The sequence below is a fragment of the Lonepinella sp. BR2271 genome (assembly GCF_051851515.1).
Lineage (GTDB): Bacteria > Pseudomonadota > Gammaproteobacteria > Enterobacterales > Pasteurellaceae > Lonepinella.
The window spans coordinates 19221-42167 of record NZ_JBPDVF010000016.1 but is presented as its reverse complement, the minus strand read 5'-3'; the positions used below and the strand labels follow the sequence as shown (position 1 = coordinate 42167).

Sequence of the window (22947 nt, the reverse complement as noted above, 5' to 3'; positions counted from 1 at the left end):
TGAAAACAGGGCAAAAATGGGACGCTGAACGTTATTTATTAACAGCTTAAAAAATGAGCAATTAGTGAGTTAACACGGTTGCTACGGCGATATATTATAGTCGTATTAGATCATTTCACAAAATCCGTGTAAAATAGACCGCAGTTTAATCCAATTTGAGAACATCAAGATGACCCAATCTAACAATAAATTAAGTGTTGTGATCCTAGCCGCAGGCAAAGGCACCAGAATGTATTCCGATTTGCCCAAAGTGTTACACAACGTGGCGGGCAAGCCGATGGTAAAACATGTGATCGATACCGCAAAACAGCTCAATGCCGAGCAGATTCATTTAATTTATGGCCATGGTGCAGATTTGTTAAAACAACGTTTAGCGGATGAACCGGTTAATTGGGTGTTCCAAGCGGAGCAATTAGGCACTGGACATGCTATGCAACAGGCCGCACCGTTTTTTAAAGATGACGAAAATATTGTTATGTTATACGGTGACGCACCGTTAATTACGACGGAAACCTTGCAAAAACTCATTGCCGCCAAACCACAAAATGGTATTGCCTTATTAACGGTGAATTTAGATAATCCCACTGGTTATGGGCGGATTATTCGTCAAAATGGTTCCGTGGTGGCTATTGTCGAACAAAAAGATGCCAATCCTGAACAGCTCAAAATCACCGAAGTCAATACTGGCGTGATGGTGTCTGACGGTGCCAGTTTTAAAAAATGGTTAAGCCGTTTGGATAATAATAATGCTCAGGGCGAATATTATATGACTGACGTTATCGGGTTGGCGAACCAAGACGGTTATCAAGTTGCCGCCGTGACTGCCGATGATATTATGGAAGTAGAAGGAGCCAATAATCGTTTACAACTCAATGCGTTAGAACGTTATTACCAACGTAAACAGGCGAGCCGTTTATTATTAGCTGGTGTGAGCTTGGCGGATCCTGAACGCTTTGATTTACGTGGTGAATTAAGCCATGGTAAAGATTGCGAAATCGATATTAACGTGATTATTGAGGGCCATGTTCAATTAGGCAATGGTGTAAAAATCGGGGCGGGTTGTGTGCTGAAAAATGTTGTCGTGGGCGATAATGTAGAAATTAAGCCTTATTCCGTATTTGAAGATTGCACCGTGGGCGAGAAAGCCATTATCGGACCATTTAGCCGTTTACGCCCTGGTGCAGAACTTGCGGCTGAAACCCATGTAGGTAACTTTGTAGAAATCAAAAAAGCGACCATTGGTAAAGGCTCAAAAGTGAATCATCTGACTTACGTAGGGGATGCAGAAGTAGGGGCAAATGTGAATGTGGGAGCTGGGGTAATTACCTGTAATTATGACGGTGCCAATAAATTCAAAACGGTGATTGGGGATAACGTGTTTGTCGGTTCCGACTGTCAACTGGTTGCCCCTGTTAACATTGCAAATGGTGCAACGATTGGAGCAGGTACCACGGTTACTCGAGATGTGGCGGAAAATGAGCTTGTGATTAGCCGTGTGCCACAAAAACATATTCAAGGTTGGCAACGTCCAAGTAAGAAAAAATAATTGTCGCTTTCAGCGAAATTTTATGGGTTTATCCTTTATTTCAGTAAAAAAATTGATAAACTAACCAAGGGTATGGCATTCAACTTGATCCATATCAAAAAAACAGATAAAACTTCAACTTTTTTTCATAAATTTGATCGAGTTCAGGTTTTTTCTTGTAAAAAAGTTATAGAATATGCGCATCCATTAATTTTTAATTTTCTAACTCTAATGAGGTAATGTATGACTGACTTAAACAAAGTAATCAAAGAACTTAACGACATTGGTATCACTGGCGTAACAGAAATTGTTCATAACCCAAGTTATGAATTGCTTTTCGCTGAAGAAACCAAAGATAGCTTACAAGGCTATGAAAAAGGTATCGTGACCACAACTGGTGCGGTAGCGGTAGATACGGGTATCTTCACTGGTCGTTCACCAAAAGATAAATACATCGTGTTAGATGACAAATCAAAAGACACCGTTTGGTGGACAAGTGATGCCGCTAAAAACGATAACAAACCAATGAGTCAAGAAACCTGGAAAAGTTTAAAATCCTTAGTGACTCACCAACTTTCTGGTAAACGTTTATTCGTGGTTGATGCGTTCTGTGGTGCGAATGCCGATACTCGTTTAGCAGTACGTATCGTTACCGAAGTTGCATGGCAAGCTCACTTTGTGAAAAATATGTTCATTCGCCCAAGCGACGCTGAATTAGCAAACTTCAAACCAGATTTCGTGGTAATGAACGGTTCTAAAGTGACCAATCCAAACTGGAAAGAACAAGGCTTAAACAGCGAAAACTTCGTGGCATTCAACATCACTGAAGGCGTACAATTAATCGGTGGTACTTGGTACGGTGGCGAAATGAAAAAAGGTATGTTCTCCATGATGAACTATTTCCTACCATTACGCGGTATCGCATCAATGCACTGTTCTGCTAACGTAGGTAAAGACGGTGATGTTGCTGTATTCTTCGGTTTATCTGGTACAGGTAAAACCACCCTTTCAACTGACCCTAAACGTAAATTAATCGGTGATGATGAACACGGTTGGGACGATGACGGTGTATTCAACTACGAAGGTGGTTGCTATGCGAAAACTATCAACCTTTCTAAAGAAAACGAACCTGATATCTATGGTGCCATCAAACGTGATGCGTTATTAGAAAACGTGGTCGTTCGTGCTGATGGTTCTGTTGATTTTGCAGACGGTTCAAAAACAGAAAACACTCGTGTTTCTTACCCAATTTATCATATTGATAACATTGTTGAACCTGTATCTAAAGCTGGTCATGCGAAAAAAGTGATTTTCTTAACCGCAGATGCGTTCGGTGTATTACCACCAGTATCTAAATTAAGCCCAGAACAAACTAAATACTACTTCTTATCTGGTTTCACTGCGAAATTAGCCGGTACAGAACGTGGTATCACAGAACCAACACCAACATTCTCAGCTTGTTTCGGTGCCGCATTCTTAAGTTTACACCCAACACAATATGCTGAAGTGTTAGTTAAACGTATGGAAGCTGCTGGTGCAGAAGCTTACTTAGTCAACACAGGTTGGAACGGTACAGGTAAACGTATTTCAATCAAAGATACACGCGGTATTATCGATGCGATCTTAGATGGTTCAATCGACAAAGCAGAAACCAAAACATTGCCAATCTTCAATGTTGAAGTGCCAACTGCGTTACCAAATGTTGACCCTGCGATCTTAGATCCACGTGATACTTATGCAGACAAAGCACAATGGCAAACTAAAGCTGAAGATTTAGCTAACCGTTTTGTGAAAAACTTTGAAAAATATACAGTAACAGCAGAAGGTAAAGCCCTAGTGGCAGCAGGTCCTAAAGCGTAATTTAATGTAATAATACAATGAAAAGTGCGGTGATTTTCACCGCACTTTTTTGTTGCCCTCTCACTACAACTCATACCCATTCCAGAATTGAATCCCTTTTTCAATCAAATCCGTGTAAGGCGTATCTTGTTCAATAAAAGGCACTTGCTGGCGGTAGGCTTGCCAAATTTTTTGTGTGCTTGGGCTGGCATGAAAGCCTTTGCGTAAATCTAAGGCTTGAGTGCCGTGCAGTAATTGGAAAGAGGAAATTTCCACTATACCTTGTAAAATTTGGCGTGCATTATCCAATGCAATACCTGAAAAGGTGGCAGTATCCTCAATATTACCCGCCAATGTGACCGAACTAAAGGAAACAGGTTGGGCAAGTTGTTTAATGCGAACACTGGTTTCAACAAAAGGTTTTTGAATCGCACCAAAGGCGTGTCCTTCGTTTTCGGGGGCAGCCAGAAAGCGGCTAAGTTGAGTAAAATTAGGGTTTTCTAAGCGAATTAATTGCTGGCTGACCACTTCTGCCACTTTTGCCCAAGATTGATTTAAATATTCCACCCGATTGACCACAGGCAAGAAATTAAAGTTGGCAGTGGGGTAAATCGCCCCAAATTCCCCTTGTTTAATTTCATATTTCTTTAATTGCGTTTGGCTGTCGTCCACGTTCGGGGCATTGATGAGTACCAACGGGTTATCATCGCTAGAATTAATCTGAATTTCCACCGCACTTTTTAACCCATCAATATTGTCTTTCACCGCACCAAGACTGTACGCCATAGAGCGGAAAGATAACGGATCTTGCAAGGCTCTAGTGTCGGACACTTTCCATAGATCGCTACCTGCCAAGGTTTGCCGAAGTTGGCTGGCGATCTGTTGAACGCCTGCATAAGGGCGAGCATTGACAGAACTTTCGCTAAACGGGGCAATATTGCCGTTATACCCCTCTAATACCAACGCAAATAAGGCGACCTGTTTATTCAGCAAGCGTTCAGCATCTAGGGTGAGCAAACTCGCTTCGCCTGCTTTTAGGCTGTTGGTGCTTAAAATAGACAAGAAATCTTTGCCAACAGGATCGAGCGGTTGAATATTGAGCTTTTGTAGCACTTCTTTGGCAGATTGGCGTTTACCTTGATAAAACACGTCCCATTCACCGATCATCGCCAAGCCAATGTGCGAACTCAAGGTAATATCCGCCTCGCCCACCGTGCCACGAGCAGGGATCACAGGGGTGATGCCGTGATTTAAAAATTCCACATATTTTTGTGCCACTTCAGGTTGAACCCCTGTTTCGCCATTTAAAAAGGTATTTAAACGAATCAACATGCCAGCACGCACGGTTTCAATCGGTAAAGGTTCGCCCAATCCCAAGGCGTGTGCTTTTAACGAAGCACGGTTAAATTTACGCGATAAATCCAGCAACTCATCAGAAACGATCTTTTTGCCGTCTTTTTCTTTAAACACGGGTTTGTCTTTATTCCAGCCTACGCCCACGGTTAAACCATACACTGGCACTTGGTTAAGTGCGGCTTGTAGCACCACTTCATGTCCCTTTTTCACCTTTTCTAAGGCTTGTGAACTCAAGCTCACTTCTTCATTTTGGCGAGCTACCTGTTCTACTTGCTCAAGGGTTAAATGGCGATCACCTGTTAATTGCAACGCAAAAGCGGAATTTGAAGCCAATGCCAACAAGGCAAATAAGCTGATTTTGTGATATTTTTTCATAACAGTTCCTTAGGCTCAGTAGCCCCTTAGTATTTATATTGTAATTTTTTCATCAATGCCAAACCTGTAAGTCCTGCAACACCAATCACCGCAAGATAAAATGACGGTGCGAATTTGTTCAAGGTGGTCGCCCATGCCATTAAGGCTGGGGTAAAGCCTGCGAAGAAAATCGCGGCAATATTGTAGGCAAGCGACATACCTGTGGAACGCACTTGCACAGGGAAAAGCTGTGCCAACGCAGCGGGGGCAGTGCCTGCGAAAATGGACATCATGATACAAAACAGGCTTTGGGCAATAATCAGATTATTCACCGTTGGAGAAGATTGTAACCAGCTCAGAATAGGGTAAGTTCCTACGCTCAATAACACAATCGCAAAAGTCAGGATTTTATATACGCCGATTTTATCTGCATAACGCCCCGAAGCAAGGCAACCGATCACCATAAACACATTGCCTAATAAGGCGGCTAAAAAGCTGTCGCTACGCTGAAAACCTAAACCAATATTCGGTGAAGCGTAGTAGGTTGGCATATAAATAATTAGGGTGTAAACACTGGCTGTCCATAAAATGGAAAATAACACGCCTGCCAATAAATGCAACGGATATTGGCGGAACACCGAACTTAACGGGCTATGCTCTTTGCGGCTGGCAATGGCACTAAATTCCTCTGTTTCATTTAAGGTACGGCGGATATATACGCCCACGGGGACGATTAACAAACCGAAAATAAACGGCAATCGCCACGCCCATTGATTGATACTTTCAGGGGAAAATAGGGAACTCACCGTCCAACCTGCCAGGGCTGCCAGAATATTGGAAATCCCCATACTGGCTTGTAACCAAGCTGCATAAGTGGCTTTTTGCTTTTCGGGGGCGGTTTCGACCAAAAATGCGGTTGCACCGCCAATTTCACCACCAGCGGAAAAACCTTGTAATAAACGTCCTACCAATAATAAAATCGGTGCACCCGCCCCGATGACCCAAACGGGTGGTGTGACGGCGATAATTAATGTCCCCAGTGCCATTAAGCTAATGGTTAAGGTTAACGCAGCTTTGCGTCCCACTTTATCGCCATAAGCCCCTAAGAATAATGCCCCTAATGGGCGAGCAATAAAACCCACACCAAACACCAAAAAGGTTTTGACCAGTGCGGCTGTTTCGTTGCCATCCTCAAAAAAGCTGTGTCCAATATAAGCTGCAAAAAAGGCGAAAATACTGAAATCATACCATTCTAGTGCATTGCCTGCGGATGCCGCTGCCACGGCTTTGGTTCTATTGGTTGCCATATAAAGTTCCTTGTTTGATTATCAAAAGCGTTATTAAAGATTATAATTGAATGTAATTTAAGCCTTTTTGCACGGCTTCATCTAAGGCATCGGGATAACCTGCATCGGCATATCGCATCACCCCAAGACTGGTGTCATTGGTCATTGAAAGGGATAAACGCTCAGCAGCTTCAGGTGTCCCATCTGCTACCACCGTTACCCCAGCAGAAGTCATATAACCGCTGTAACCGCCACCACCAGAATGAATTGCCACTAAATCTGCTTGTGAGGCACAATTCACCATGGCATTTATCAACGGCCAATCAGCAACGGCATCAGAACCGTCTATTAAATTTTCAGTCATAATATTCGGATGTGTCATTGCCCCTGCATCTAAATGATCTCGGGTAAAGGCAATAGGTGCGGAAAGTTTGCCCTCTGCCACCATTTGATTCACCGCCAACGCCAAATCGGTACGTTCTTGATGCCCTAACCAAGCAATGCGTGCTGGCAAGCCCTCAAAAGGCACTGATTTCCGTGCCAGATGAATCCAATTGGTCACAATTTTATTTTGTGGAAAACGTGCCAACACATAATCATCAATGATTTCAATATCTTTCGGATTATTGGATAACGCCACCCAACGGAAAGGACCAATGGCACGACAAAATAACGGTCGCAAAAAGGCTTCGGTGAAAATAGGAATATCAAAGGCATTTTGCACTCCTGCTTGTTTAGCGTGGGTACGAATTAAATTGCCATTATCAAACACTACCGCCCCTGCTTGTTGGAAATTCAACATGGCTTGTACATGTTGTTTAATAGAACGAAGGCCAGCGGCGATTAAACGACTGTGATCTTGGTTGCGAAGTTGTTGCACGGTGGTTAAATCAAATTCTGCAGGCACATAGCCATACACCAAATCATGAGCGGAGGTTTGATCAGTAACAATATCAGGAATAATGCCACGGGCAAAAATTTCAGGATAAACAATCGCCGCATTGCCTAATAGTCCAACGGAAACCGCTTGCTTGTCGGCTTGAGCTTGCTGAATCCAAGCCAAGGCTTGATCTAAATTGTCGGTGGATTTTTGCAAATAGCCAATACGCAGGCGTTTTTCAATGCTAGCAGGATTAATATCCACCACCAAGGTTGCCGCTCCCGTCATAAATCCAGCCAGCGGTTGTGATCCACCCATGCCACCAAGCCCTGCAGACAGAATAAATCGCCCTGCCAAATCGCCGTTAAAATAACGTTCTGCAATGCGACTAAAAATTTCATAAGTGCCTTGAATCACCCCTTGCGATCCGATATATTGCCAATCACCAGCGGTTAAACCACCCCAGCAAATTAAGCCTTTGCGTTCCAACTCATAAAATACTTCCGCCTTTGCCCATTGCCCCACTAAATTACAGTTTGCCATAATCACCACGGGGGCTTTGGCGTGGGTTTTTAATAAACCAATGGGCTTGCCTGATTGCACAATTAACGTATAGTCCTCTGTCATGCTTTGCAAGGCTTGCACAATGGCGTGGAAACTCGCCTGATCACGAGCCGCCTTACCAAGCGCTGCGTAAACCACCAATTTTTCAGGGGCTTCGCCCACCGCTAAAACGTTTTCTAATAAACGCAATAAGGCTTCCGTTCGCCAGCTTTTACAGCGTAATGGTTGAGAAACTGCGGTCATTTTTTCACCCCTTTTTGGCTTTTTTCGTGTTTGCACGAGGCAACACATAACTGTGTAAATCAATGCCCAAAATGGCTTCTACTGGCGGATAAACACTGGGATCAAACACGCTAGAAGAAAGGGGAATTTGGCTTTGGCTTAAATGAAACACCACAATATCCATGCCAGCTTTCAGTTTACCCGCACTCACGGGCTGCCCATTTAAATCAAGCGTGGTAATCACATCAGGATAAGTGGCGAGGCGTTCACCTTGGGCGTTGTCCACTGCCATATGCTCATTCATCACATGAATTTTCACCGCACTTTTGCCCGTTCCCACTTGCACCACGCCCACATCAAAGGCTTGATCGGTGTATTTCAAGGTATTTTTCTTCACTTGACCTGCGGCTAAAATCTGTCCACCTGTATGTTTGCAAATAGCATCAATCACCGCCGTACCACCTTTTTTTTCGCTCGCCACAATGGCTTGCCCCAAGGCTAACGCCTGAGAAATCCCACCCAGTGCTGCGTGTTGACGAACAAAACTTGCACGAATAGGATTGCGACAACTGGCAATAAAGCCCCCCGATTGATCAGAGGCTTTACGCAAAATAGGCGAAATTTTCGCCGTTGCACCACGAGTTACCAATTCAATATATTGATTATGCTGACGATTTCCCCCCACCGCCGTTTGAATCGTTTGTTCAGGGGAGTTGGCTAAACCAAGCGACCCCATATCGCCCGTTGGGTGTGCGCGTAAATCGCCCACGGCATCCACCACTTTCGTCCCTAAAATAGCCGATGGCAACCAGCCATTCACCGTGGAGGACATGCCATTTTGCCCAATAATCAAGCCGTAAATTTTCTCACCTAAGGCTTCCTGCAACAACTGCACCGCTTTCACATAATCCACCCCGAGCATTTCCCAATCGGTCAAATCCCCTGGTGCCCCAATGGCGGCTGCCGTGGCAATCCAAGCATCATCATCAATTTCATCAATACTCACTAATTCAGGGCGACCAATGGTTACCGCGGTTTTCCCCAACTCATAACCATGCTCAACCCAGCCACCGCCACCACAAGCAAACACCGAACCGCCTTTCACCGCAAAATCTACATCTTGTAAGGTTAAAATTCTTCCCATCGTTTTCTTTCCTTTTATTGGTTACTTTTGCAACAAAATATAACAAGCGACAAATTATTTGTCCTAGAATGTTTTTATCTTTGATATAGCTAAATGGAATTTAGGGAATAATGTTGATAATGTTAAGAGATAAGATCAAAGTGCAGTGAAAAAAATGATCTGCACGTCTTGCACATTTTCTTCTAACTTACGCACGGTAACGATGATGAGTTCTAATTCCATGGCATTGTCGGTGGTGGATAGGGTAGAAGATGATATTGATGTTTGAGCCAAAACAACTGACGGCAACGCATACATCAAGGCAAAAGCCAAAGGTTGTAAACGAAATGATTTTGCGTTCATAATACGCTCCTTGTTTTGAGACGAGATTGATTTGTATTTGCTATTGCAGGTTGTGTTTTTGGCAAATAATAGCGGAAAATTAAGCGGACATTGTTTATTTTTGCACAGTGTATGCTATATTAACCCCCAATATCAATCATCAGAGAACGCCCATGTCCCTAGACTGGAACAGCATTGACTACTTTGTTAGTCTTGTAGAACATCAAACCCTAACTGCCACTGCCGATAAACTCGGCGTGCAACACAGCACCGTTTCTCGCCAAATTGAAGGCTTGGAAAAACAGCTCAAAATCCGCCTGTTTGACCGCATTAACAAGCGTTATTTACTTACCGAAGACGGCAAACGCCTGTATCAGCAAGCGCGTGAAATTTACAAAGATATACAGGTGTTGCAACGCTTAGCCCATGAGCAAATTCAAGCCATGCACGAAGTGGTGGTGTCGGTGTCGCCCTTGCTTGGGCAGGTGGTGCTTGCTCCGCATTTAGCCGAGTTTTGTCGCCGTTATCCGCAGATTCGCTTGGTGCTACAAAGCACGTCTAATGTCAGCAATCTACACCAACGCCAAGCCGACATCGCCCTACGCATTCCGCCCCCTGAACAAGGCGATTTGGTGGTTCGCCGCCTGTTTGATATTCATGTGCATTTGTACGCACAACGTGATTATTTGCTTAAACACAAGCCTGATGAATGGCAATTTATTGGGGTGAAATCGCACGGCATGTTGGAATATTTAGTAGAAAACCTGCTCGCCGATCGCAAAGTGGTGTTGATGACCAACGATTTTATCACCCTAAAACAGCTGATTTTGCAACAAGTAGGCATTGGCGTGCTACCTGATTTTTATGTTTCGCCTAGCGATAATTTAAGCATCGTTACCCTGCCTGAAAAACAAAGTAGCTTCCACGCCCAACTGCATATGGTGATGCACGAAGATGTCCGCCGCTCGCCCTATGTGCGTGCCGTGGCAGATTTTTTGGTGGAGAAGTTGGGGGATTGAGGTTGTGCAAATATAAATCACCCTAGCAATATAAACACAATATTCAATAATTTTTGCACAATATTTTGTGGTATAGTGAATACAGTGCAATTGATCTTCATTGCAAAATTCCTACAACAGCCACATTCACGGAGGCGACTATGAGTACCCCTAGCTTAAAATTTATTGATGTGCAAGATTTCCCTATTGCCATTATCCACAGCACACAAATGCAGCTTGGCGATGGGCAAAAAATCCTAGATGACCTAGAAACTTTGATTGCCCACGGCGAAAAATTCGTACTGATTATTGAAGACGGCGACCCACGCCATACACGCAACACCCCAGAACTGCACGAAGAAGACAAAGCCCGCATGATGTGGCTAAAAGCTAATAGCCAACGTTTAAATGCGGTTTGTCCTGCGATTTTCTCGCCTACTGACGACCCAGCACAACGTGAATACAAAGCCAAACAAGTGGCAGGTTTAAGTGCTGCTTTGGGAGTGAATTTTCAGGTGGTGGAGAGTGTGGAAGAAGTAAAAGCGAAGCTAGCAGAATTATTATTGTAATTTGCAAAAACTTGTTAAAAAATACCGCATTAGTTTATTTACACTCAACCAATTATTTCACCCCTGACCACCAATCTTCCTGTGGCAATCCATTCAATGTAAAAGTTTGCCCTATTTTGGGCGTAACCGTTTGGAAATCCTGTTTCTCAGCCGCTTTTAAAAAACGTTGAATAGGATCACGCCAATTATGATTTGCTAAATCAAATTTTGCCCAATGAATCGGTAAAACAGCTTTTGCTTTTAAATCTACTGTGGCTTGTACTGATTGTTCCGGTGTCATGTGAATTAAAGGCCAGTGAGCATCATAAGCGCCATTTTCCATTAAAGCGATGTCAAACGGACCATATTTTTCACCAAGTAATTTATAATGTTGGCCATATCCCCCATCACCATTAAAAAAGACGGTTAATAACGGCGATTTAATCACCCAACTGCCCCACAATGTAGTATTTCGGTTGGTTAGCCCACGCCCACTAAAATGGCGAGATGGCGTTAAGGTAAAATGGAGCTGATCCAATTGAGCCTGTTCATACCAATCTAACTCAGTAATTTTTTCATCTGGTACGCCCCAGCGTTGTAAATGTCCTTTCACGCCTAGTGGCACATAAAAGCGCGTTGTTTTTTGGTTAAGTTCTTGAATAGTTTGATAATCAAGATGATCATAGTGATCATGAGAGATGATTACTGCATCAATGCCAGGTAAATCAGCCACACTTGGAGTATGAGTCATGGCAAAAGGTTTACCACCAAAAAAGATTGGAGAAGCACGATGAAATACAGGATCCGTGATTAAAATTTTATCGTTAAGTTTGAATAATACCGTAGAATGCCCAAGCCACGTGAAACTGCCATTTTTGATTTGAGAAACATCTAACCTTAAACTGGGCAATGGTTCACTCGGCTGTTTTCCTTGCGGTGGAAAAGCCATTTGATAAATACGCTCTAGCCACGACGTGTCATTGCCATCTACGGCTTTTTGAAAACCACTCGGCGTCGGTTCTAAATTAACAAAGGTTTCCCCATTAAAATTGGGAGATTGATGAATTTTTTTCAGACTTTGCTCATCAGGCGATCCCCCAAATGTTGGATGCAAATTAGTGCAAGCAATAACACCGAGTAATAAACTAATAATTAAAATAGCTAACCCTTTTAAACATGAGAACAATTTTCGCATTAATCGATTCCTTAGATTTCAAAATAGAAACAAATTCTAACATAAACTAAATTGATTAAAAAATCGTAAATATTTTCTCTCCCCTCTTTCTTTTTGTGCAAAAATCAGACATACTAGCGCCCTTTTTTCGTCTCTTATTTATTATTGAAAGGAAATTTTATGTCAACAGTCAAAGACGGTTTAGCTAACCCTGCGCCACTTGGTTTATGTGGTTTTGCACTCACAACCTGGTTATTATGTTTAATTAACGCTGGTATTTTCGATGTGAAAAGTGTGGGATTAGTGGTCGCCATGGCATTCGCATTTGGCGGGACCGCACAAATGATCGCTGGTATGTTTGAATACAAAAAAGGCAACACCTTTGGTTTCACCGCATTTATTAGCTACGGTGCGTTCTGGTGGTCATGGGCGTTATTCATCACGTTCTTCAAAGGCGAGACACCGGCGACTTTCGTGGCATGGTATTTAGGCGCTTGGGGAACATTCACCTTAATGATGTTTTTAGGAACGCTAGCAAAAGCCAAAGCCTTAAGAGCCATCTTCTTCTTTTTAACCTTAACGTTCTATGCGTTAGCTATCGGTGATGCAACAGGTAACCATGCCATTGTGAACCTCGGCGGTTATTTGGGGTTAATCACTGCGCTTTGTGCTTTTTATTTGGCGGCGGCGGATGTGATTAATGAGAGCTTTGGGCGAGTAATTTTGCCTGTGGGTGAGCCAAAGTAAGTACTCTGATTCATGTAAAAATGCGGTGAAATAAAACTCACCTCATTTTGTATCAGGATTGGCTTACCGTCTTACTTTACTAACCCAACTGCCTCTCTCGTCAAACGCCCAATTTCATCCCAATTTTTCGCTTTAATCAAGGCTTTCTCCACAAACCAAGAACCACCACAAGCGACGACATTTGGAATCGCCAAATAGTCTTTAATATTGGTCGGTGAAATTCCCCCTGTTGGCATAATTTGCAAATTACTGTAAGGGCCTAGCAAGGCTTTAATCATTTTCACCCCGCCACTGGCTTCCGCTGGGAAGAATTTTACGGCGGTGATACCCATTTCTAATGCTGCCTCAATGGACATTGGGTTGTTTACCCCTGGTGTAATTGGCAAGCCTAAGTCTTGGCAAAGTTGCACGATTTTTGGGTTAAATCCAGGGGTGACGATGGCATCTGCTCCTGCGTTTTTTGCTGCAACCACTTGTTCTGCGGTCAACACTGTACCTGCTAAAATTAATACATCAGGATAGTGCTGACGGACAAGACGAATGGATTCTTCAGCCGCAGCTGAGCGGAACGTGATTTCAGCTACTGGCAAGCCATTGTCAGATAAGGCTTTGACTAACGGCAAAATATCTTGGGCATCGTCCACGGCAATAACAGGGACGACTTTAAGCGTTTTGAGTTTTTCAATTAGTTGTTCGGTTGTGTATGACATATTTTTTCCTTAATTAAATTGCCGCATAAATTGTTCTACTTGATGACAATAAGGAATAGGTGCAACCGCCCCAAATCCTGTTGTGGTTAATGCTGCGGCTGAATTAGCATAATATAGCGATTCCTTTAGAGATTTACCTTGCATTATTTGTGTTAAAAATGCCCCCGAAAAGCAATCTCCAGCTCCTGTTGCATCAACAGTTTCTACTTTATGTCCTTTTTCAATAAATCGTTCATTTTCTGTTGCCACCATAGCCCCTTCTTTTCCCATTTTTAGGATAATAACTTTAGCTCCGAGTTTTAAATAAAAATCAGCAATATCGTCAGCCTTATTTAATTTGGTTAACAATATAGCCTCATCTAAACTTGGCAAACAATAATCTACCATACGGATAGTTTCGTGAATAATGGCTCTTGCACGATCTAATGACCAAAGTTTTAAACGCAAGTTAGTATCAAAAGAAACTTTTGTTCCAAGTTCTTTTGCTAATTCAATAGCTTTAAACACGGTATCACTCGAACTTTGACTAATTGCATGAGTAATTGCAGACGTGTGTAATAATTTAGTAGATTGAATAGACTGTTTAGTAATTTGTTCTGGTGTTATTTGTGCAGCAGCAGAACCCTTACGGTAAAAAGTAAAATGATGTCCTTGCTCATCATGAGAAATAAGATAAATGGCAGTTGGCGCGTTCGGATTGCGTACAACAAAATCTATATTAACATTTTCTTTTTGCCACAACTGAATAAATTTATCTCCAAACACATCATCACCAATATGAGCAAGCATACCGACTTTTGCACCTTGCCGAGCGGCACTAATAGCAAAATTAGACGCATCTCCTCCATATCCAGCTAAGTAATTTAATTCTTGATTAGGTAACTGGCTCAATTCATACATAGGTTCGCCAAATGAAAGAATATCTAACATATTTACTCCTTGTTTACTGAGATCTTATAATAAAAAGTATGCGGTTACAAAAACACATTAAAAATAACCGCACTTTATTGATTAAATACGTCCGTACTTAGCCAGACCTTCACGTAGAGACCCTGATTCAATGATTAATTTAGCTTGCTCAAGCTCTCTTTCATCAATAGATTTAGAGAGTGCTAACACTTCTTCTACCACATCTTTAGGAACGCAGACTACACCATCAATATCACCAACTATCAGATCTCCTTGATAAATAGTGACTTCACCAATTTGAATCGGTTGATTTGAGCTAATAGTTTTAAAACGCCCTAGGGTTGTACCAGGAGAAACTGTTTTGGAAAAAACGGGGAAATCATAATCACGACGAATTTCATTAATATCTCGCAAACCGCCATTTAATATAGCCCCTTCGTGTTTATTAGCTACTGCCCCTGCGGTCATTAAACCGCCCCAAACAGCCACAGTTTCCAATGCTTGGCAACCGCTAATCACGATGACGCTACCTGCTTCCGATTCATCAATAGCATCTAAAGCATGTTGCGGTGGTAATTTTTCATCCGTGGCATCTTCAAAAATAGTAACTGCTGGACCAACAATTTTTTTGTTATTAATTCGATTTTTGATTTCATGGGGTAAAAACATAGTCTTACCTAAAATCTGGTCACAGGCATCTGCAATAGAAGCAGTAGAGAAAATTGCACGATAGCCGTCAATAATTTGTTGTGAATACATAATAAAACTCCTTAATAAATGACATGTTAGTTGATTATTTGTTTACCCAGTTTTTAGGTTGTTCACCTTCAAACACACGGAGAACTTCCTCTGCTGCTTTATGTTGTAATTCAATCACTGATTCTGTTGTATACCAAGCTGTGTGATCGCTACAAATCACGTTATCCAGAGTAAGTAATGGGTTAGTTGCTGAAACAGGCTCTTGCTCAAAGGTGTCGATGCCCGCTGCAAAAATGCGTTCTTCATTTAATGCGGAATAAAGTGCTTGCTCATCAATTAAGCCACCACGTCCACAATTGACAATAACCGTATTAGGTTTCATTAACGCTAAACGATCGGCATTAATTAAATGATGTGTTTGTGGGAGTAATGGAGTGTGTAATGAAATAAAATCAGCCTGTTGACATAATGCATCAATTTCGACTTTTTCTATACCTAATTGTTGTGCTTCCCTTTCCGTTAATAGGGGATCTGATACTAAGGTTCTGGAGAAGCCAATTCCTTTGGTTTTTCGGAAAAATTCTCGGGCAATGCGACCAAATCCAACAATACCAAGTACTTTTCCGCCCATTCGATACATGGGTTCAAGTTGTCCAATTCCCCATTTACTATTCAAGCGAACATCTCGATCTCGTTTAACAATACGTCGTGTTGTTGCGAATAGTAATGCTACCGTATGTTCAGCGACATCTTCAGAGCCATAATCAGGCACATTCGCAACATAGATCCCGTTTTCCTTTGCGGTCGCTAAATCAACATTATCGACCCCAACCCCGTAGCGTGCTATAACTTTACATTGCTTAGCCGCCCTGATAACATCAGCATCAATTTTTGCTTCACGCACCATAATAGCATCAACATCTTCAACAGCCTTTAGTATTTCAGTTTTATTGCTCCCTAAGGAGACGATGATAAATTTTGGTTTATATTTGGCTAGGACACGTTCTTCTTCTTGATAATCAAGATAGCCAGGTTCAATAATAACGATTTTCTTCATGTTAACCTCTACATCTAAAATGTTAGTTTTGGGTATATTTTATAGTTAAAATAGATTTTATCACAATAAAAAATTTTAAATTTTGTGATCTTGTTCACAAAATTGAAATAAAAATAGCATATTTTTCGAAAAATGATATTTCATGCTTGTAAATGGAAATGATTAGGGTATAAAATCCAACCATTCTTAAATGTCAGAATATGGAGAATGAAACCATGAAACTTATCAAATCAGCATTATCACTAGCCTTATTAACTTCCGTTGTTATTTCATCAACGGCTATGGCTAAAACTAACATTAAAATTGGTCATGGTGCAGCAGATACTTATCATATGCACAAGGCGTGGGTGAAATTTAAAGAAATAGTAGAAAAAGAATCTGCTCAAGATATAACGGTAGATATTTTTCCTAATGGACAAGTGGGGGGGGATCGTGAGCTAACTGAAGCAGTGCAAACAGGTATTGTGGATATGACAAGCCCCGTAGTGGAAGTGATGTCGGGCTGGGATAATGCGTTTACTGTCCCTGGTTTGCCGTATATTTTCCCTAATCGTGCTGGAGCTTTAAAAGCGCTATATGGTGAATTTGGCAACAAACTATTAGCAAAAGCAGAAAATTTTGGGCTTATTGGATTGGGCTGGATGGAAAATGGTATTCGAAATATTACTAGCAATGTTAACTGTCCAATTACCAAACCAGATGATCTTAAGGGGGTAAAGATTCGTACTATGCAAGTTGATGCCCATATGGATGCTTTTAAGGCAATGGGTGCTAAACCAACCCCAATGTCTTTCAATGAAGTTTATTCCGCTTTACAGCAAGGTGTCATTGATGCGGAAGAAAATCCATTAGGTCATATTTATTCCTCTCGCTTTTATGAAGTACAGAAATGTGTCACGCTTTCTGGGCATGTGTATTCTACCCATATGGTTTTAGCAAATCCAGATTTTTATAATGGATTATCCGATAAAGATCGTGAATTGATTAAATCAGCCCTAAAACGTGCTATTGATTACCAACAAGAGATCATTACTCAAGAAGAACAAGAGCAAATTAATGCCATTCGGAAAGCTGGAGTAAGCGTAACCGAACTGTCTCCTGAACAATCAAAAGTCTTTGAAAATGTAGTTGCCCCGGTGAGAGAAAAATATCTTAAAGCAGTTGATCCAGAACTTGTTCGAGCTCTTGAATCAGGGAAAAATTAACATGTAAGTGGGTGGATAAGTTCCGCCCCTAATCAATAGGAAAAGAGCATATGAAATTCCTAAAATTACTTGATGAAAAAATAGAAATTTGGTTAATCAATCTTCTATTGGTTAATATTACCTTTTGGATTTTCTACGAAGTCGTGATGCGTTATATCTTCAACAATTCATCTTCTTGGGGGGAAGAATTTGTACGGTGGTGCTTTATTTGGTTTTTATGGATTGGTGTTAGTTATGGTTTCAAAACCAGAAAACACGTTGCGGTGACAGCCTTTGTCAATCTACTGCCAGAAAAACTACAGGCAATTATAAATATTCTGGTTAACATCATAGTGTTATGGTGTATGGTAAAAATCAGTCTGTATGGTTGGGAACAATTAATTAGCCCAATTATTGTAAAGCAGACGAGTGTGGTGCTCTACTGGCCATTTACTGAAATTCGAGTTGGAATGCAATGGCTTTATGGATCATTATTAGTGGGAGCAGTACTCAGTGTTATAAGGTTATTACAAAATATTTATCAAGATATTAACGCATTTAAATTAGATTTCTATAAAAAAGGAGAATAATGATGATCACTGCAGTACTTTTTGGTGTGTTCGTTCTTTTAGTGTTACTAGGTGCCCCTATTGCAATTTGTTTAGGGGCCGCCTCACTTATCGTTTTAGAATATTTACCCAATACGCCAAATATTTCTTTGCTGGCTAAAAGTGCCGTAATGGCTGGCAATTCCTTTCCTTTAGTCGCCATTCCACTTTTTGTATTAGCAGGTGAGATTATGCAACGTGGGGGACTTTCTTCTCGCATTGTAGGTGCTGCTTATAGATTAGTTGGACGGTTTAAAGCAGGATTAGCTTATGTCAATATTTTAGCTTCTATGTTTTTTGCTGCTATTTCAGGATCATCCCCAGCAACAGTGGCTGCTATTGGTTCAAATATGATTCCTGAAATGGAAAAAGCAGGTTATAAACGTCCTTATTCAGCAGCTATAACCGCAGCAGCTGGTATCACTGGCGTCATGATCCCACCATCCATTCCTTTTATTATTTATGGCGTAACCGCTAATCAATCTATCGGTAAAATCTTTTTAGCTGGTGTTATTCCTGGGATTTTGTTTGGCTTAGGCTTTATGTTGGTATCTAAATTTACCATACATAAAAATTTAGAAATTGCCGCTCGTGCCACGAAAAAAATGGAAGATGTTATCAATCGTAAAGAACATAATGGTTTACGAGAACATTCTATTTGGGCATTAATTACACCAATTATTATTCTTGGTGGAATTTATGGTGGGATTTTCACCCCGACCGAAGCAGCTGGTGTAGCCGTTGTATATGCTCTAATTATTAGCCTATTTGTTTATCAAGATCTTAAATTTAAAGAATTAAGTGCAGTCTTTTTAAAAGCTGGTTTGACTTCCGCAACGGTATTGGTCATGGTAGTGATGGCTGCATCTTTTGGGCGATTACTTACCTTACAAAAAGTGCCTGTTGATGTGGCTAATTTTATTACTACCCTATCTAATAATCCTTACATGGTGTTATTGCTGATTAATATTATGTTATTAATTGTCGGGATGTTTATGGAAACCATTGCTTCTATTATTATCCTCACACCAATTTTATTACCCATAATTCAACAATTAGGCATTGATCCTGTGCATTTTGGGGTGATCATGACGGTTAATCTCGCTATTGGTTTTTGTACACCACCATTAGGTGCGAATCTCTTTATTGCGACAGGGGTGGCAAATGTGAGTTTAGAATCATTAATTAAATCTATTATTCCTTACTTATTTATGATGATTTTGATGTTATTTGTTGTCACTTACGTGCCACAATTATCCTTATTCTTACCATCACTCATGAATTAGCTGTGTATATTAACATTTATTAGGAGAATTTTTCATGAAAAGTATCAAACATGGTTTAACAATCCTGACCTTTATTGCCCCATTATCTGTAAGTGCTTCAAATCTACCGGCTGAGATTGTAGCTGAATGGAACGCTATAAAATACGAAGTTAAAAACCCATTGATTAAATCAACATGGGAAAAAAGTCAGATCTATGATAAAGCATTAATGCAAGGCGTAAAAGTAGATCAAAATAACCATCTTTATGTATCTACGGCTCGTTGGGCTGGTTCAGAAATTCCTGCAACACTTTCTAAACTAAAAGGTAATGGAAAATCCGCAGTATTAGTACCATTTCCATCAGAAGAACTCAATGATGTTAATAACCCACAGGGATTAAAGGCCGTGTTAGGTTTTGAGATTGACCGTAACAATGTAATGTGGATTTTAGATCAGGGACATATTGCAGGTCAGCCTACTAAAGACGGGGATGAAAAATTAATTTTATGGGATTTGAATACCCATAAAGAGATTTCTCGTTATCATTTTACTGAAAAAGACAGTAGCCGTACTTGTTCATTTTTAAATGATATTGTGGTTGATAATGATCATCAATTTGCCTATATCACCGATTCTGGTATTTTTTGTAAGCCACTGGATGGAGGATTGATTGTTTACGATCAAACTAAAAATCAAGCTCGCCGAGTATTATCAGGTTCAAAATTTACGCAAAATGAACCGCACTTTTTCTTTAATATCAATGGTGAACCTGTTTCTAAAGATCAACCCATGCTCACTGGGGCTGATGGTATCGCACTTTCTGGCGATAAAGAAACCTTATATTGGACAAATCTCACTGGAAATACTTTGTATTCGATTAAAACCCAAATTTTACGTGATTTTTCTCTACCTGAATCAGAAATTGAAAAACACGTAAAAATCGTCAATTTACTACCGTCTAATACTGACGGCATGACAGCGGATCGTGCGGGGAATCTTTATATGACGGGTCTAACCATTAACGGTTTAATGAAACGAGATGCCAAAACAGGAGAAATTAGTCGCTTGTTTTATAATCAAAATATGGTATGGCCAGATACTTTATCCATTGGTAATGATGGTTCTTTATATGTTTCATCCAATAACCTACATCGTAATGATTTAAATTATGTTGATCCACCAACAACTAATTACAAAATCTGGAAGCTGACAATAAATCAGAAACCTTATACAGATAAATAGATTATACAAAGTATTCTGGGTTATAATGACTCAGAGTACTTTTCTATATTATTATCATGAACAATTCAACCAATTTACTAAAAGATATTATTTATTTACGTATCCACAATATGATTATCAGCGGAATTTTGCCCATGGGGCAAAAAATTTCTGAATCTATGCTTATCGAAAGACTGAATGCGACAAAAGCCCCTGTCAGAGATGCAATTAAACGATTGGAAACAGAAAATTTAGTTGTTATCAAACCTAAAAGTGGAACATTTATTTTCAGTGTAACCGATAAAGAGCTGGAAGAATTATTAGAATTTCGTTTTTGTTTAGAAAGCAGTGCGATGCGTTTAGCCTATACCAAAAATAGTAAATTTTTGGTGCAACAACTACGCCTGATTCTTGATAAAATGCAAGTAAGCTATGAACTGAATGAAATGAATGAATACTTAAAATTAGATTATGAATTTCATAACACAATTATTGCGAGCAGTTATAACAGCTACTATATTGATGCATATAGCTTAGTAGCTGCAAGAATGGCTGCTGTTCGCGTCCATCTAGGCTCCAATCAAGAGCATACTACACGATCTTTTGAACAACATAAAAATATTATTAATGCTTTAGAAAAAGACAATCTTGATGTGGCAATCAACGAATTGTTAAAACATATTTCACCCAAACATGGGGCTTATTGGAGTATCACCAATATTACACAACCTCTTTAAATTTCCAAGGATTGCCTATGCACAAATATACTGGTGAATTAGCCCTTATTTTAACCACGATTTTAGCTGCGTTAGGTTGGTTTTTTTCTAAATATGCCATTGCTGGGTTTCCTCCTTTAGGTTTTCTTGGGCTGCGTTTTTTCTTGGCCGCCTTACTTTTCCTACCTATTGCATATCGCCCATTATTACAGCTTAGCAAACCTCAACTTTTTTCTGCTATCGGTGTTGGCGTAACGTTTTCAGTTTTTCTCAGTAGTTGGATTTTAGCTATTCATCATAATACTAATTTAGGCAATGGGGCCTTTTTATTGAGCTTATCTATGTTAATTTCCCCTTTGCTTTCAAGATTGATTTTTAAACACGCATTAGAAAAAATCTTTTGGCTCGCTTTTCCACTATCGCTTTGTGGTTTATATTTTCTTGCGGTTGGGAATGATGGATTACATCTTTCAAATGAGAGCTGGTTTTATTTGTTTGCGGCGTTCTTATCGGCACTTTATTTTGTGTTAAATAATAAATATGCCAAAGATATTCCCATATTACCACTCACCACCATTCAACTTGCCGTCATTGGCATATTATGCAGCCTATTTTCTTTATGCGGTGAGAATTGGAACCAAACAATCCCCATTTCAACTTGGGGTTGGTTAGCAGCCAGTATTTTAATTTCCACTAATTTACGTTATTTATTGCAAACCTTTGGACAAAAACACTGCAATATCGCCAATGCCTCTATTATCATGCTACTTGAACCTATTTGGACATTAATATTGAGTGTAATTTTATTTTCAGAAGAATTAGGTTTCAGAAAATTATTGGGGTGTGGAGTGATTTTGTTATCTTTGATGGTTTATCGTTTATTGGGAGTTAAACAAAAGTATTAGCGGTTGTTTTCTGCTCTTTAACCATTTAAAAAAATCTGCTATATTACGTAGTCCAATTTTCTAAACTTACTCCGTCAATCAAAATGGCAAATTATCAAGACATCACTCTCGCCCTAGCTGGGGTTTGTCAATCGGCAAGATTAGTGCAACAGTTTGCACAACGAGGGCAAGCGAATACCTACGCCCTAGAAGTTTCTTTAAAAAGTTTATTGCAAACACACCCAACTGATACATTGGCGGTTTTTGGTGGTTCGTTGGATAATATCAAATTAGGTTTAGAAACCTTAATTGAACAACTAAATGCTCAAAACCCTGAACTCGCTCGCTATTGGTTGAGCTTAGTGGCAATGGCTGGTAGATTGCAAGATAATGCGGAAGCGAAATCTCAGCTCGCCCATCGTATTCAATATATGCCAACGCAATTAGAATATTATTCACTGCTTGATGAAACCATGTTAGAAAAAATTGCTACTATCTATACCGATATTCTCAGTCCATTGGGTAAACGGATTCAAATATTCGGTAATGCGGAATATTTACAGCAACCATCTATTCAAAACCGTATTCGAGCCTGTTTGCTAGCGGGTGTTCGAGCGGCTATGCTTTGGCAACAAGTAGGTGGTAGCAAATGGCAACTGCTATTCTCTCGCCGTAAGATCCTAAATATGGCACAACAATTATATGAAACTATTTAACGGAGCAAAATCTCTATGT

The 22947-nt window shown here is 40.4% G+C and carries 22 protein-coding genes; 12 read left to right on the top strand and 10 right to left on the bottom strand.

Translation table 11 applies throughout. The features are described 5' to 3' along the window. The first annotated feature begins 169 nt into the window (after nt 1–169). Nucleotides 170–1546, top strand: coding sequence for a bifunctional UDP-N-acetylglucosamine diphosphorylase/glucosamine-1-phosphate N-acetyltransferase GlmU (glmU, locus tag ACTG7X_RS10880; RefSeq protein ID WP_439258468.1), 1377 nt, complete (start codon nt 170–172; stop codon nt 1544–1546). A gap of 222 nt (nt 1547–1768) precedes the next feature. Continuing rightward, nucleotides 1769–3385: a phosphoenolpyruvate carboxykinase (ATP) gene (gene pckA, locus ACTG7X_RS10875; protein ID WP_439240567.1), complete on the top strand. Its 1617-nt coding sequence runs from the start codon at nt 1769–1771 to the stop codon at nt 3383–3385. 63 nt (nt 3386–3448) lie between these two features. On the opposite strand, the gene ACTG7X_RS10870 is transcribed toward pckA, so the two are convergent. From ACTG7X_RS10870 to ACTG7X_RS10850, 5 genes are all read right to left on the bottom strand, one after another. Beyond that, complete coding sequence (locus ACTG7X_RS10870) at nt 3449–5095, bottom strand: HAL/PAL/TAL family ammonia-lyase (RefSeq protein ID WP_439258467.1); 1647 nt, start codon at nt 5093–5095, stop codon at nt 3449–3451. Between the two features lie 26 nt (nt 5096–5121). Then, nucleotides 5122–6381: an MFS transporter gene (locus tag ACTG7X_RS10865; protein ID WP_439258466.1), complete on the bottom strand. Its 1260-nt coding sequence runs from the start codon at nt 6379–6381 to the stop codon at nt 5122–5124. A gap of 40 nt (nt 6382–6421) precedes the next feature. Continuing rightward, complete coding sequence (locus ACTG7X_RS10860) at nt 6422–8047, bottom strand: urocanate hydratase (protein ID WP_439258465.1); 1626 nt, start codon at nt 8045–8047, stop codon at nt 6422–6424. Between the two features lie 4 nt (nt 8048–8051). After that, nucleotides 8052–9170 carry a DUF917 domain-containing protein gene (locus ACTG7X_RS10855; protein ID WP_439258464.1) on the bottom strand — a complete coding sequence of 373 codons (1119 nt, stop codon included), beginning with the start codon at nt 9168–9170 and terminating at the stop codon, nt 8052–8054. A gap of 135 nt (nt 9171–9305) precedes the next feature. Next, nucleotides 9306–9512 carry a hypothetical protein gene (locus tag ACTG7X_RS10850; protein ID WP_439258463.1) on the bottom strand — a complete coding sequence of 69 codons (207 nt, stop codon included), beginning with the start codon at nt 9510–9512 and terminating at the stop codon, nt 9306–9308. Between the two features lie 152 nt (nt 9513–9664). Between ACTG7X_RS10850 and ACTG7X_RS10845 the strand changes: the two genes are divergently transcribed. Next, nucleotides 9665–10510, top strand: coding sequence for a LysR family transcriptional regulator (locus tag ACTG7X_RS10845; protein ID WP_439258462.1), 846 nt, complete (start codon nt 9665–9667; stop codon nt 10508–10510). 140 nt (nt 10511–10650) lie between these two features. Beyond that, the gene (locus ACTG7X_RS10840) at nt 10651–11058 is read left to right on the top strand and encodes a hypothetical protein (RefSeq protein ID WP_439258461.1); all 408 of its coding nucleotides are present in this window, start codon (nt 10651–10653) and stop codon (nt 11056–11058) included. 52 nt (nt 11059–11110) lie between these two features. On the opposite strand, the gene ACTG7X_RS10835 is transcribed toward ACTG7X_RS10840, so the two are convergent. Further along, on the bottom strand, nt 11111–12232 hold the full coding sequence (locus ACTG7X_RS10835; RefSeq protein WP_439258460.1) for an MBL fold metallo-hydrolase: 1122 nt from the start codon (nt 12230–12232) through the stop codon (nt 11111–11113). Between the two features lie 159 nt (nt 12233–12391). Between ACTG7X_RS10835 and ACTG7X_RS10830 the strand changes: the two genes are divergently transcribed. Continuing rightward, nucleotides 12392–12958, top strand: coding sequence for an acetate uptake transporter (locus ACTG7X_RS10830; RefSeq protein ID WP_439258459.1), 567 nt, complete (start codon nt 12392–12394; stop codon nt 12956–12958). A 71-nt stretch (nt 12959–13029) separates the two neighbouring features. On the opposite strand, the gene ACTG7X_RS10825 is transcribed toward ACTG7X_RS10830, so the two are convergent. The 4 genes from ACTG7X_RS10825 to ACTG7X_RS10810 all read right to left on the bottom strand — a co-directional run bounded on the left by ACTG7X_RS10825 (nt 13030) and on the right by ACTG7X_RS10810 (nt 16333). Beyond that, complete coding sequence (locus tag ACTG7X_RS10825) at nt 13030–13668, bottom strand: bifunctional 4-hydroxy-2-oxoglutarate aldolase/2-dehydro-3-deoxy-phosphogluconate aldolase (protein WP_439258458.1); 639 nt, start codon at nt 13666–13668, stop codon at nt 13030–13032. 9 nt (nt 13669–13677) lie between these two features. Further along, nucleotides 13678–14598, bottom strand: a complete 921-nt coding sequence (locus ACTG7X_RS10820; RefSeq protein ID WP_439258457.1) for a sugar kinase — start codon at nt 14596–14598, stop codon at nt 13678–13680. A gap of 81 nt (nt 14599–14679) precedes the next feature. After that, on the bottom strand, nt 14680–15336 hold the full coding sequence (locus ACTG7X_RS10815; RefSeq protein ID WP_439258456.1) for an RraA family protein: 657 nt from the start codon (nt 15334–15336) through the stop codon (nt 14680–14682). A gap of 34 nt (nt 15337–15370) precedes the next feature. Beyond that, a complete protein-coding gene (locus ACTG7X_RS10810; RefSeq protein ID WP_439258455.1) occupies nt 15371–16333 on the bottom strand; it encodes a C-terminal binding protein in 963 nt (320 codons plus the stop codon). Between the two features lie 215 nt (nt 16334–16548). Here ACTG7X_RS10810 and ACTG7X_RS10805 point away from each other — a divergent pair, with 215 nt between their 5' ends. From ACTG7X_RS10805 to hflD, 7 genes are all read left to right on the top strand, one after another. After that, nucleotides 16549–17538, top strand: a complete 990-nt coding sequence (locus tag ACTG7X_RS10805) for a TRAP transporter substrate-binding protein (protein WP_439258454.1) — start codon at nt 16549–16551, stop codon at nt 17536–17538. Between the two features lie 50 nt (nt 17539–17588). Continuing rightward, nucleotides 17589–18107 carry a TRAP transporter small permease gene (locus ACTG7X_RS10800; protein WP_439258453.1) on the top strand — a complete coding sequence of 173 codons (519 nt, stop codon included), beginning with the start codon at nt 17589–17591 and terminating at the stop codon, nt 18105–18107. Then, nucleotides 18107–19411 (top strand): TRAP transporter large permease, encoded by a 1305-nt coding sequence (locus ACTG7X_RS10795; protein WP_439258452.1) that lies wholly within the window; start codon nt 18107–18109, stop codon nt 19409–19411. The genes ACTG7X_RS10800 and ACTG7X_RS10795 overlap by 1 nt, the downstream gene beginning before the upstream one ends. A 34-nt stretch (nt 19412–19445) precedes the next feature. Beyond that, nucleotides 19446–20633, top strand: coding sequence for an L-dopachrome tautomerase-related protein (locus ACTG7X_RS10790; protein WP_439258451.1), 1188 nt, complete (start codon nt 19446–19448; stop codon nt 20631–20633). 56 nt (nt 20634–20689) lie between these two features. Next, nucleotides 20690–21349, top strand: coding sequence for a GntR family transcriptional regulator (locus ACTG7X_RS10785; protein ID WP_439258450.1), 660 nt, complete (start codon nt 20690–20692; stop codon nt 21347–21349). A 17-nt stretch (nt 21350–21366) separates the two neighbouring features. Next, a complete protein-coding gene (locus ACTG7X_RS10780; protein WP_439258449.1) occupies nt 21367–22233 on the top strand; it encodes a DMT family transporter in 867 nt (288 codons plus the stop codon). An 83-nt stretch (nt 22234–22316) separates the two neighbouring features. Continuing rightward, a complete protein-coding gene (gene hflD / locus ACTG7X_RS10775; RefSeq protein WP_132302675.1) occupies nt 22317–22928 on the top strand; it encodes a high frequency lysogenization protein HflD in 612 nt (203 codons plus the stop codon). Nucleotides 22929–22947 lie beyond the last annotated feature (19 nt).